Here is a 12166-nt window from a genome sequence, read left to right as displayed (position 1 = left end):
AGGGTTTCCTTGCGAGTGGACCTACCATGACTGAGAACACCCAATACATGTCCGCTGTGATTCCGGATGCAATATCCGAGAGCGAAAAACGCGCGGCCCGCGATCACCGACACGACGCCTGGTTTCGGCGCACGATGCTGGGAGCGGCTCTGTTGGTGCTGCTGTTGCTGGCGAGTATCGCCGGCTCGACACTCTGGGGCGGTGCCCTGGCGTTCAAAACCTTTGGCTTCGAATTTCTTACCAGTACCGAATGGGACGTGGTCAACGGCAAGTTCGGCGCGTTGGTGCCGATCTACGGCACGTTGGTGACCTCCTTTCTCGCGCTGCTGATCGCCGTTCCGGTGAGCTTCGGCATCGCGGTTTTTCTGACTGAAGTCGCACCACCCTGGTTGCGCATGCCCATCGCTTCGGCGGTGGAACTGCTGGCGGGCATTCCTTCGATCATCTACGGCATGTGGGGCCTGTTCGTCTTCGGCCCGTTCATGGCGCAATACATGGCCCCGTGGATCAACGACAACCTCGGCGCACTGCCGCTGATCGGTCCCGTGTTTCAGGGCCCACCCCTGGGCATCGGCATGCTCACCGCCGGCATCGTGCTGGCGATCATGATTATCCCGTTCATCACCTCGGTCATGACCGAAGTGTTCCGCAGCGTGCCCATTGCCCTTAAAGAGTCGGCTTACGCACTGGGCGGCACGACCTGGGAAGTGGTCTGGGACATCGTCCTGCCTTACACCCGCTCTGCGGTGGTCGGCGGTGTGTTCCTGGGCCTGGGCCGTGCGCTCGGTGAAACCATGGCGGTGACCTTCGTGTTGGGCAACGCCCACCAGTTCTCCGCATCGCTGATGATGCCGAGCAGCTCGATTGCTTCGGTGATTGCCAACGAGTTCAGCGAGGCCTACACCGACCTGCACCGTTCTGCGCTGATTGCCCTGGGCTTCCTGCTGTTCGTCGTTACCTTCATCGTGCTGGCAATCGCCCGTCTGATGCTCTCTCGTCTGTCGCGCAAGGAGGGTCTATGAGTAAGGCCGATAACGATAACCTGTACCGCTCCCGCGCGATCAAGAACAGGATCGCGATGGTCCTCAGCTGCGCCGCGACGGCCTTCGGCCTGTTGTGGCTGGTGTGGATTCTGCTGACCACGATCGTCAACGGTTTCGAAGCGCTGAACCTGCGGCTGTTCAGTGAAATGACCCCGCCACCTGGCTCATCGGGCGGTCTGGCGAACGCCTTTTACGGCAGCATTCTGATGTCCGGCATCGGCCTGCTGATCGGCACGCCGATCGGTTTGATGGCCGGTATCTGGCTGGCAGAGTTTGCGCGCAACACCAAGCTGGGCAACGCGGTGCGTTTCATCAACGACATTCTGCTGTCGGCGCCGTCGATCGTGCTCGGTCTGTTCGTGTACACCGCGGTGATCCTGCCCCTCAGCGCGGTGACCAACCATCAGGTCGGTTTCTCTGCCATCGCCGGCGCCTTGGCACTCGCACTGCTGGTGATCCCGGTGGTGGTGCGGACCACCGATGAAATGCTTCAGCTGCAACCGTCGACCATGCGCGAAGCCGCATTGGCGCTCGGTGTGCCGCAATGGAAGCTGACCCTGCAAATCGTCCTGCGTGCGGCCAAGGCCGGCGTGGTGACCGGCATCCTGCTGGCGCTGGCGCGCATCACCGGCGAAACCGCGCCGTTGCTGTTCACCGCCTTCGGCAACCAGTTCTGGAGCAGTGACCTTCTCAAACCGATCGCAAGCGTGCCTGTGGTGATCTTCCAGTACGCCATGAGTCCGTTCGATGACTGGCATTCCCTGGCCTGGGCCGGCGCTTTGATTATGACCATGTTTGTGCTGGTACTGAGCCTCAGTTCCCGTCTTCTCCTTTTGCGCAATAGGGCGTCCTGATGAACAACCTTTCCCTCGCCGACGAAAAAACCAAAATCCAGGTACGCGGTCTCGATTTCTTCTACGGCACTCAGCGTTCGCTGAAGTCGGTCGACATGATCATCCCCGAGAAGCGCATCACCGCGATCATCGGGCCGTCGGGTTGCGGCAAGTCCACGCTGCTGCGTGTGTTCAACCGCATCTACTCGATGTACCCGAAACAGGAAGCCAAAGGCGAAGTGATGCTCAACGGGGAGAATATTCTCGCCCCGGGTTATTCGATGAACCGCCTGCGCAGCAACGTCGGCATGGTGTTCCAGAAGCCGGTGCCGTTCCCGATGTCGATCTACGACAACATCGCCTACGCGGTGCGTCACCACGAGAAACTCTCTCGTCGCGAGATGGAAGAGCGCGTCGAGCAGGCCCTGCGCGGCGCGGCGCTGTGGGACGAAGTCAAAGACAAGCTCAAGCAGAGCGCCCAGAGCCTGTCCGGTGGTCAGCAACAGCGTCTGTGCATCGCCCGCACCATCGCGTTGCGCCCGCAAGTGCTGCTGCTGGATGAGCCGACTTCAGCCCTCGACCCGATCTCCACCGGTCGCATCGAACAGCTGATCACCGAGCTCAAAGAGCAGTTCACTGTGATCATCGTCACCCACAACATGCAACAGGCCGCGCGCTGCTCGGACTACACCGCGTTCATGTTCATGGGCGAACTGATCGAACACGGCGACACCGACACCATCTTCACCAAGCCTTCCAAGACCCAGACCGAGGATTACATCACCGGTCGTTTTGGCTGAGTGGGAATATCGCTGGCCTCTTCCCGGCTAAAGCCGGTCCTGGTATGGGATCGCGAATCATCTGTAGGACCGGCTTCAGCCGGGAAGGCGTCGGCCGCAACGCCGCAAATTCTGTGGTGTACAAACCGACCTCTTCCCGGCTAAAGCCGGTCCTACTGTGGGATCGCGAATCATCTGTAGGACCGGCTTCAGCCGGGAAGGCGTCGGCCGCAACGCCGCAAATTCTGTGGTGTACAAACCGACCTCTTCCCGGCTGAAGCCGGTCCTACTCTCGGATCGCGGACTCTCTGTACGACCGGCTTCAGCCGTGAAGGCGTCAGGCGCTACCGCGCGGAGCTGGTAGCGCTTGAATCCCCCATGAATGCCTCCAGCCGCTTGCGCAGCCAGCGTTCCGCAGGGTCGGTGTCCATGACGCTGAGCCAGACCATCGACAGCTCAAGATTCGGCGTCACGAACGGCAGCGGTTCGCCGCGCAGACCGGTTCGGCCCATGGCCCGGCTCAGGTGATCCGGCAAGTTGCACAGCAGATCCGTCCCCTCCATCAATGCCGGCAGCGTGCTGTATTGCGGCACCGACAGTACGGCAGTGCGCTTGCGTCCGATTGCCGCCAGCCACTCATCCGCGAAACTCGAAATGTTCGCGACGTGGGACACCACGACGTGGGGCCGCGTGCAGTACTCGTCCAAAGTGATCGGGTCAAGCGACGAATCGGCCCGCACCACCATCGGCTGCACGCTGCGCAGCAGTTTCCGCTTGGCGTTGGCCGGCAGCTCACGGGTCAGGCAGACGCCGACGGTGATGTCGCCCGACATGAGCAATTCCGAGACATTCCAGAAATTGACCTGCTTGATCACCAGCACGATGCCCGGCGCTTCCTCACGGATGGCGCGCAGCATCGGCGGCAACAGGCTGTATTCGACGTCGTCGGACAGCCCGATGCGGAAGGTCATGTCGCTGCTGGCCGGATCGAATTCCCGCGTGAGGCTCAGGGCCACGGACATCGCGTCCAGCGCCGGCGACAGGTGACTGATGATTTCATTGGCCCGCGCGGTGGGTTCCATGCGGTGACCGACACGAATGAACAGCGGATCGTTGAACAGCGCACGCAGGCGGTTGAGGGCAGCGCTGATGGTGGGCTGGCCGAGGAACAGCTTCTCGGCGGCGCGGGTCACGTTACGCTCTTGCATCAAGGTCTCGAACACCACCATCAGGTTGATGTCGGCCTTGCGCAGCTCATTGCGATTCATACATCGTCCCCGTTACCCGACATTCGTCACCCTGCTGTGGAAGGCCTGCGACATATGGGCGCCAGTTTATGGAGGGCGGTCGTTCGGCGTCCAGCCTTCCCGGCTAAAGCCAGTCCCACCGGACGGATGCGCGCATCGTAGGACCGGCTTCAGCGGGGAAGGGGCCAGCGTGAGCGCCCTCGATTTTGCGGTGTGACCGCGCAAGCCTTGCCTGCCAATGCCACCGCCCGCAGCGTTTTGCCATTGGAGCGAACCTTTTCCCGATGAACTTCAGCAGAACCCCATGAGTCAGCATTAAAACGCTCACCATGAGGCTCGACATTCCATGCAGATTTCCTTGAAAGGCCAGGTCGCCCTCGTCACCGGCGCCAGTTCCGGCCTGGGTGCCGGCGCGGCCAGAGGGCTGGCAGCGTCCGGCGCGGCGGTGGTCGTCAACTACCACTCGCAACCCGAACCCGCGCAGAAGCTCGCGCAAGAAATCATTGATGCCGGCGGCCAGGCCATCGCCATTGGCGCGGACGTGTCCAACGAGCAGGACGTGGAAAAGCTGTTCGCCGAGACCCTCAGAGCGTTCGGCCGTCTGGACATTCTGGTGGCCAATTCCGGGCTGCAGAAAGACGCCGCCATCGCTGACATGACCCTGGAAGACTGGAACACCGTGATCAACGTCAACCTGACGGGTCAGTTTCTCTGCGCGCGCGCTGCAGTGCGGCAGTTCGCCAAACAGGACATCCGGCCCGAGGTGTCTCGCGCTCTGGGCAAGATCATCCACATGAGCTCGGTGCATCAGGTCATTCCCTGGGCCGGCCACGTCAATTACGCCGCCTCCAAAGGCGGTGTCGATCTGTTGATGCGCAGCATTGCCCAGGAGGTGGGCGAGCAGCGTATCCGCGTCAACAGCATCGCGCCGGGGGCGATTCGCACGGCCATCAACACCAAGGCCACCAGCGGCGACGCCGAGAAAAAGCTGCTCGAGCTTATTCCGTACGGCCGGGTGGGCGAGGCTGATGATGTGGCCAACGCCATCGTCTGGCTGGCCTCGGATGCGTCCGATTATGTGCATGGCACGACGCTGTTCATCGACGGCGGCATGAGCCTTTATCCGGAGTTCCGCAACAATGGCTGAACACACCCCGAACCCGGATGATCCGGCCGAGCAGGAACCGCAGAACGCCATCGAAAACCACGGGATCATTGGCGACATGCGCAGCGCCGCGCTGGTCGCCGACACCGGCAGCATCGACTTCTGCTGCTGGCCTGACTTCGACAGCCCAAGCATCTTCACCGCGCTGCTGGACACGCCCGACGCGGGCATTTTCCAGTTGGCGCCGATCCTGCCGGATGCTCGTCGCCAGCAGCTGTATTTGCCGGAAACCAACGTGCTGATGACGCGCTGGATCGCTAAGGACGCAGTCGTCGAAGTCACCGACCTGATGCCCATTGCTTCCGAAGTCGACAACCTGCCGCGCCTGATCCGCCGCATTCATGTTCGTCACGGCCAAACGGCGGTGCGCATGCTCTGCCGGGTGCGTCACGACTACAGCCGCGCTGACACGACCGCGCTGATGGACGGCGAGGACATTCGTTTTGAGGCTGAAGGCCAGCCTGCCATGCGTCTGGCGGCGACCACCGAATTGATGCTCGAAGGCCAGGCTGCGGTGGCTGAGTTCGAGATGAAGCAGGGCGATGTCGTCGAGTTCATGCTCGGCGGAGCCGATGATCCGCTGGTCAAGGCCACGAATTGCGACTGCGATCTGAAAAACACCGTCAACTACTGGCAGCACTGGAGCCGGCATTCCAACTACCGCGGTCGCTGGCGTGAAGTGGTCAATCGCTCGGCCCTGGCCCTCAAGCTGCTGACCTCGCGCAAGCATGGCGGCATCGTCGCTGCGGCGACCTTTGGTTTGCCGGAAGAAGAGGGTGGCGAGCGCAACTGGGACTACCGCTACACCTGGATCCGCGACGCGTCATTCACCGTCTATGCCTTCATGCGCCTGGGTTACACCGACGAAGCCAACGCCTTCATGCATTGGGTGCGTGAGCGCATGGGCGACTGCTGCGAAGACGCCAATAAGCTCGGCATTCTCTACTCGCTGGACGGCCGCGAAGAATTGCCCGAAGAAGAACTGGATCACCTCAGCGGCTACGGCGGCGCGTCGCCCGTGCGCATCGGCAACGAGGCCTACAAGCAGACGCAGCTGGATATCTACGGCGAGCTGCTCGACGCGGTGTACCTGGCCAACAAATACGGCGAGGCCATTTCCCACGAGGGCTGGAAGCACGTCACCCGGCTGGTGAACGAGCTGTGCGAAACCTGGAACAGCAAGGACGTCGGGATCTGGGAAATGCGCGGCGACGATCAGCATTTCCTGCATTCGCGACTGATGTGCTGGGTCGCGCTGGACCGGGCGTTGCGGCTGTCGCTAAAACGTTCGCTGCCGGCGCCGTTCGAGCGCTGGGACCGGGAGCGTCAGGCCATTCATGACGACATCTGGGAGAACTTCTGGGATGCCGATCTGGGCCATTTCGTCCAGCACAAGGGCAGCAAGAATCTGGATGCTTCCATGTTGCTGATGCCGCTGGTTCGCTTCGTCGGCGCCAGTGATCCCAAGTGGCTCAAGACCCTGGACGCTATCGAACGCACGCTGGTGCGCGACGGCATGGTCTTCCGTTATCGCAATGATGACGACTACCACGACGGCCTCGACGGTGAAGAAGGCGCGTTTGTCGCCTGCTCGTTCTGGTACGTCGAGTGCCTGGCCCGCGCCGGGCGGGTGGAGCAGGCGCATCTGGAGTTCGAACAGTTGCTGCGCTACGCCAACCCGCTGGGCCTGTATGCCGAGGAGTTCGACGACCACGGCCACCACTTGGGCAACACGCCGCAAGCCCTCAGCCATCTGGCGCTGATCAGTGCGGCGAGTTTTCTGGATCGCAAGCTCGAAGGCAGCCAGACCCTCTGGCAGCCCTGACTTCCTGAATTAACGGAGCAAATCGATGGCTCATGCATACAAGGTAGGTGATCACGTGCGCTGGAATTCCGAAGCCGGGCACATCGTCGGCAAGGTGACGAAGGTGCACACCAAGGAGGTGGAGTTCATGGGCCGTCACCGCCATGCGTCGCCCGACGCGCCGCAGTACGAGGTCAAGAGTGACAAGACCGGTCACCTGGCGATGCACAAAGAGGATGCGCTGGAGAAGGCTTGAGCCCGAGTTCTTGATTACAGATGGCTCGGATAAAAAAAACGCAGCGATGACCGAAATCATCGCTGCGTTTTTTTTGTGGCCGGATCAGCAGATCAAGGGATCAGGCGCTGTGCCCGCAACGTGTCGAATACATCAAAGAATGCCTGGTCACTGGCCTGAAACTCCTTGAAACCCAGGATCCGGCTTTTCGACATGTCGGTCACCACTTCGATCGGGCGGCCGAGGTCGGCGTCGGTGTGCCACGGCGAGATCAGGCGACTGATGTCGGCTTCTTTCAAACCGTGGGCGCGCACGAGTTCGTCCCACGCCCCTTGATCGTTGGCCATCTGCTCCTCCAGCGGGGAAACCTTCTCCGGGAATGCGGCAGGGTGCACACCGAAGTACTCGGCGATCTGGCCCCACATCCACTTCCAGCGGAACACGTCGCCGTTGGTGATGTTGAACGCCTGACCTGCCGCAGCCGGCGTCGTGGCCGCCCACAGTTGCTGTTTGGCCAGTTGCCGCGCGTCGGTCATGTCGGTGAGGCTGTCCCACTGCACGCGGGAGCCCGGGAACACGAACGGACGGCCGGTCGCTTTGCAGATCGACGCATACACCGCGAGGGTGGTCGCCATGTTCATCGCGTTGCCCACCGCGACGCCGGTGACGGTGTGCGGACGGTGCACGCTCCAGGTGAAACCGTCGCGCCTGGCAGCGGCAAAGACTTCATCTTCCTGGGCGTAATAGAAATTCTCGATGTCCAGCCGACTCTGGGACTCGCGGAACGGCGTCTGCGGCAGAGTGCCTTTGCCGTAGGCTTCGAACGGGCCAAGGTAATGCTTCAGACCGGTGACCAGCGCGACATGCTTGACGCTCTTCGCCGGGCTCAACGCGTCCAGCACGTTACGGACCATGCCCGCGTTGACGCGGATGTTTTCCGCTTCGGTGGCCTGACGCGACCAGGTGGTGAGGAAGACGTGGCTCGGCTTGAGGTCCACGAGGGCCTCTTTGACCGATGCCAGGTCTTGCAGGTCCGCTGCGACAGGGATCACGCCCGGCGTTTGGGAGGGGCGGCGGGAAAGGGCAGCCACCTGCCAACCGTTATCGAGCAGCAGTTGAGTGGTTGCGCTGCCGACGATGCCGCTGGCGCCGACGACCAAGGCCGTTTGGGTCATGAGGGTCTCCTGATTGATCGAGTTGAACGGGCTTCGTAACGATGCAGCTCTCAGGTTTCAGAACGGCATCGCTGCCCATAGGTTCAGCGCGATGGGCCAGCTGCGACCCCACACCGCGCTTGCTCACCCGACCAGCAGCGCCGCCCCATACATGCCAATGGCAAAGACCACATGCCCGACCACGTTTTGCAGCCGCGCCACGTTCGGATTCGGTGCCTGGTTGCAGGCCACGCCAACGCCCATGCCGGGCTGGAGGATGAACCAGCCGGCGCCGACGGTAACCAGCCCGACGATCAGCGCCGGTAGAAAGGTCGGCGCGTGCGCCCACTGCACGCCCCAGATGAACAACAGCGCGGCAGCGAACAGCACGCCGACGGTGTAATGCATGAACCAGCCAATCGCCAGCTCATTGGGCACGGGAGGGGAATTGCCGATGCCATTGCGGTGCACGAACTGCCCCTTCGGCAGCCCGGCAAACCAGCGGCCGACGAGGTGCCAGGGCGGCGTGGGCAAACCCAGCACCGCCTTGAGCAACAACGCCCAGAGATCCAGCAGCGCCGTGCCGCCCATGCCGATGAGAATTGCCAGGTAGATGAATTCGAACATGTCCGTCCCTGCGTGCTGTCAGTGATCGATGGGCGAGTAATGGCCGGACACGTTAGCAGTTTTGACGGGGAAAGCGGCAGGGGTTGAATGCACGCATCGCTTGGTAAAACCCGGCGCAATTCCACTGAACACACGCGATGCTGCAGTAGGACTGGCTTCAGCCGGGAAGAGGCCCGCATGAACACCGCTGGATTTGCGGTGTGACGCCTGCTGCCTTCCCGGCTAAAGCCGGTCCCACATTCAGGCCCACAGCCAGTCTCACTGAATGCACGCGATGCGTTAGTGGGACCGGCTTCAGCCGGGAAGAGGCCCGCATGAACACCGCTGGATTTGCGGTGTGGCGCCTGCTGCGTTCCCGGCTAAAGCCGGTCCCACATTCAGGCCCACAGCCAGTCTCACTGAATGCACGCGATGCGTTAGTGGGACCGGCTTCAGCCGGGAAGAGGCCCGCATGAACACCGCTGGATTTGCGGTGTGACGCCTGCTGCCTTCCCGGCTAAAGCCGGTCCCACATTAACGTCCGCGTGAGGGCTTACCAGCGGTCATTGCCACGACCGTGATCAAACCCCCTGCGATAACCACCGTCGTAGTAGCCATGGGGCGGCGGTGGTGCGAAGCGGCGATACTCGACCCGCTCACGCACCGGCACATAGACAACCTGCTGGTACTGCGGCTGATAACGCGGCGCATAGCGCGGTTGCGGGCGGTAATCCTGATAGCGATCGTGACGGTCGTTGTTCGACTGACTGATCACCGCGGCCAGTACGGCACCGACGGCGGCTCCGGCGATGACAGGCACAATCACGTTACGTTCGCTGGCGGACGCCGCACCGGCGCTGGCGAGCAGACCGGACAGGATCAGGGCTTGGGTCATCTTGGAAATCATGGTGTCTCCTTTGGCGAAAGAGTGGGTTCGCCATGGACGTATGAAACACCGGATCCGTGTAAGCCCACGTCTAGGATCGGTAAAGATTGGGTAAACCCGGATCGATCCTGAAACGGCTCATTTCCCAGGCCTGGCCTCGGGTTGAACCTCTGGGCTTAGAACCCAGCTGCGCCAAACGAGCGAAAACAACGACCGCCGATCAGCCAGCAGCTGCGCTGAGGAAACCTCCGGCGACAAGTTGAATCAACTGGTTACGTATGTGAGGGTGAGGGGAAGGATGATGGTGACCGACGATCTTGTCCGGTGGAACAGCCACTGGCGGTTAACCGACCACACAGTGCTGTGCAGGACCTGCAAAGCCAGGCAAAGCGAAGCGGAGAGAGAAGCGACTTTCGTGCATTTACCGACGTGCGGTTATGCCCGGGAAGCCGTGCGCCCTTGGGATGAACTCGACGCCAGTTGCGGCATGCACGCTGCCCACTGATGGGCGCTGCGGCAAGCACTGCTCACTGTGCAGCGCTGGCGACGGCCCTGAACAACAGGCTCGGGGCCTGACCGGGTACGTCATCCAGCTCACCGCAACGTTGCATGCCGATTTTCTCCAGCACGCGAATCGACGCAGCGTGGGTCGGTCGCACGTAGCCGTAGACATCTCCCAGCCTCAAGCTCGAAAACCCGAACGCCAGCGCCGCTTTGCCCATTTCCGTTGCAAACCCCTTCCCCCACGCCTCAACGGCAAACCGATAGCCCAGATTGACCCTCTGCTCCCCCTTGAAATCATGAAGCCCGATGCCGCCAAAGCCAATGATCTGTTCGGGCGCATTTTTGTGCGCGATTGCCCACCAGCCATAACCGTGGGTCTGCCAATGCTCGATCCAGCCCTCAAGCATGGCTGCTGCCTGGGCCTCGTCGGTCATCGGCCCGGACGGGTTGAACAGCTGGGTCTGCGGGTCGCTGTAGATGGCGAACAGGCGGGCGAGGTCATCAGGTTCGGGTGCGCGGTAGATCAGATGAGCGCTGCTCATGGGCATGACGGGTGATCCTTCGGAAAGCTGTCACGGTATTTGCAGCGGATCGCTGACGTTGACGCTCTGATCTACCAGTTGAATGCGGTGACGTCCACTCCGCTTAGCGTCCGTACAGCGCAACCGGCGCGCTGTCGCATCAGCGCGTAGGATCGCGCCGTTCCGCTAGAATGGCGCGCATCCCGGTTCAGTCCCAGTGGACAATCGGCAACACCCCAGGCAGGACGCACAAGCGAGGCGGCAGTGATCGAGCGGCGAGAATTCAGCGGAGGCATGAAGGGCAAGAACCTTCGCTACGTGGATGAGAACAGGCGAACCCCCTCGGCCCAGAGCCGAACCGGCTTCGTGCTGCTCGAGCACTTCTCGTTGCCGGCCTTCACCCAGGCCCTGGACACGTTCGTCACGGCCAACCTTCTGCGCCCCGAGCTGTTCACGTCGCGGACATTCGGCTTGCACGAGGGCGAAGTGATCAGTGATCTGGGGCTTGTGATCCGGCCCGACGCACGGCTCGACGTGTCGGCGCTGAGGGACCTGGACCTGCTGGTCGTCTGCGGCGGTTATCGCACCGAGCTCAAGGCCGATGAGCAACTGGCGCACCTGCTGAACACCGCCGCCGAGCATGGCATTACCCTCGCCGGACTCTGGAATGGCGCCTGGTTCCTCGGTGCGGCCGGTCTGCTCGACGGCTACCGGTGCGCGATTCACCCCGAGCACCGCGCCGCTCTGGCAGAGATCTGCAAAGTCAGTGAGGTGACCAGCGAAGCCTTCGTCATCGACCGCGATCGCCTCACCGCCGCAAGCCCGGCGGGGGCCTTCCATATGGCGCTGGAATGGATCAAGACGCTGCACGACAAGGCCCTGATCGAAGGCATCGAGGACATTCTGTCTTTCGAGGAATCGCGTTATCGGCGGATCAAGCCAAGCCGGCATATGACGGTCAGCGCGCCGCTCAAGGAAGTGGTCAAGTTGATGGACGCCAACCTGGAGGAACCCCTGGAACTGGAACAACTGGCGGTGTACGCCGGACGTTCACGGCGACAGATCGAGCGGCTGTTCCAGGAACAGTTGGGCACCACCCCGCAGCGTTACTACCTGGAATTGCGCATCACCGAGGCCCGGCGCCTGCTGCAGCACACCGAGCTGTCCCAGGTGGAGGTGCTGGTGGCCTGCGGGTTTGTCTCGCCGAGCCATTTCAGCAAATGCTACAGCGCGTACTTCGGCTATCGGCCCTCGAAAGAAAAGCGTCTGGTCAAATGAGCGCCGCCTTGATTTACCCGCCCGCCAGCCCAACCCTGTAGGCTTCGTTCTGACAAGGACGGGCCAGGACAGACAAGCACGGCCGAACCAGGCTCGCCCGCACAGAGACAG

Annotated in this window: 12 protein-coding genes; 7 read left to right on the top strand and 5 right to left on the bottom strand. The window is 62.0% G+C overall.

Features of this window, described 5'->3' with window-relative positions:
• Positions 1 to 26: 26 nt before the first annotated feature.
• From pstC to pstB, 3 genes are read left to right on the top strand one after another with little or no spacing between them, the layout of a single operon-like run.
• Positions 27 to 1022 (top strand): phosphate ABC transporter permease subunit PstC, encoded by a 996-nt coding sequence (gene pstC / locus L4G42_RS07975; RefSeq protein WP_237254285.1) that lies wholly within the window; start codon positions 27 to 29, stop codon positions 1020 to 1022.
• The gene (gene pstA, locus L4G42_RS07970; protein ID WP_237254286.1) at positions 1019 to 1897 is read left to right on the top strand and encodes a phosphate ABC transporter permease PstA; all 879 of its coding nucleotides are present in this window, start codon (positions 1019 to 1021) and stop codon (positions 1895 to 1897) included. Before pstC ends, pstA begins: the two co-directional genes overlap by 4 nt.
• Positions 1897 to 2676, top strand: coding sequence for a phosphate ABC transporter ATP-binding protein PstB (pstB, locus tag L4G42_RS07965; protein WP_237254287.1), 780 nt, complete (start codon positions 1897 to 1899; stop codon positions 2674 to 2676). Before pstA ends, pstB begins: the two co-directional genes overlap by 1 nt.
• 323 nt (positions 2677 to 2999) lie before the next feature.
• On the opposite strand, the gene L4G42_RS07960 is transcribed toward pstB, so the two are convergent.
• The gene (locus L4G42_RS07960; protein WP_237254288.1) at positions 3000 to 3923 is read right to left on the bottom strand and encodes a LysR family transcriptional regulator; all 924 of its coding nucleotides are present in this window, start codon (positions 3921 to 3923) and stop codon (positions 3000 to 3002) included.
• A 325-nt stretch (positions 3924 to 4248) separates the two neighbouring features.
• Between L4G42_RS07960 and L4G42_RS07955 the strand changes: the two genes are divergently transcribed.
• The 3 genes from L4G42_RS07955 to L4G42_RS07945 are packed head-to-tail and all read left to right on the top strand — an operon-like array spanning position 4249 to position 7127.
• The gene (locus L4G42_RS07955) at positions 4249 to 5049 is read left to right on the top strand and encodes a glucose 1-dehydrogenase (protein WP_237254289.1); all 801 of its coding nucleotides are present in this window, start codon (positions 4249 to 4251) and stop codon (positions 5047 to 5049) included.
• Positions 5042 to 6892, top strand: coding sequence for a glycoside hydrolase family 15 protein (locus L4G42_RS07950; protein ID WP_237254290.1), 1851 nt, complete (start codon positions 5042 to 5044; stop codon positions 6890 to 6892). The genes L4G42_RS07955 and L4G42_RS07950 overlap by 8 nt, the downstream gene beginning before the upstream one ends.
• Before the next feature lie 25 nt (positions 6893 to 6917).
• Positions 6918 to 7127, top strand: a complete 210-nt coding sequence (locus L4G42_RS07945) for a hypervirulence associated TUDOR domain-containing protein (protein WP_237259949.1) — start codon at positions 6918 to 6920, stop codon at positions 7125 to 7127.
• A gap of 92 nt (positions 7128 to 7219) precedes the next feature.
• Here the strand turns inward: L4G42_RS07945 and L4G42_RS07940 are convergent, their stop codons facing one another.
• The 4 genes from L4G42_RS07940 to L4G42_RS07925 all read right to left on the bottom strand — a co-directional run bounded on the left by L4G42_RS07940 (position 7220) and on the right by L4G42_RS07925 (position 10804).
• Positions 7220 to 8281 (bottom strand): SDR family oxidoreductase, encoded by a 1062-nt coding sequence (locus L4G42_RS07940; protein WP_237254292.1) that lies wholly within the window; start codon positions 8279 to 8281, stop codon positions 7220 to 7222.
• A 123-nt stretch (positions 8282 to 8404) separates the two neighbouring features.
• Complete coding sequence (locus L4G42_RS07935; protein WP_237254293.1) at positions 8405 to 8887, bottom strand: DUF2938 family protein; 483 nt, start codon at positions 8885 to 8887, stop codon at positions 8405 to 8407.
• A gap of 532 nt (positions 8888 to 9419) precedes the next feature.
• Complete coding sequence (locus L4G42_RS07930; protein WP_237254294.1) at positions 9420 to 9773, bottom strand: hypothetical protein; 354 nt, start codon at positions 9771 to 9773, stop codon at positions 9420 to 9422.
• Positions 9774 to 10279: 506 nt separating this feature from the next.
• On the bottom strand, positions 10280 to 10804 hold the full coding sequence (locus tag L4G42_RS07925; RefSeq protein ID WP_237254295.1) for a GNAT family N-acetyltransferase: 525 nt from the start codon (positions 10802 to 10804) through the stop codon (positions 10280 to 10282).
• A 267-nt stretch (positions 10805 to 11071) separates the two neighbouring features.
• Here L4G42_RS07925 and L4G42_RS07920 point away from each other — a divergent pair, with 267 nt between their 5' ends.
• On the top strand, positions 11072 to 12055 hold the full coding sequence (locus L4G42_RS07920) for a GlxA family transcriptional regulator (protein ID WP_237254324.1): 984 nt from the start codon (positions 11072 to 11074) through the stop codon (positions 12053 to 12055).
• Positions 12056 to 12166 lie beyond the last annotated feature (111 nt).

This window comes from Pseudomonas petrae, from assembly GCF_021728295.1.
Taxonomy (GTDB): Bacteria; Pseudomonadota; Gammaproteobacteria; order Pseudomonadales; family Pseudomonadaceae; genus Aquipseudomonas; species Aquipseudomonas petrae.
This window is presented reverse-complemented; position numbering and strand designations above follow the sequence as displayed.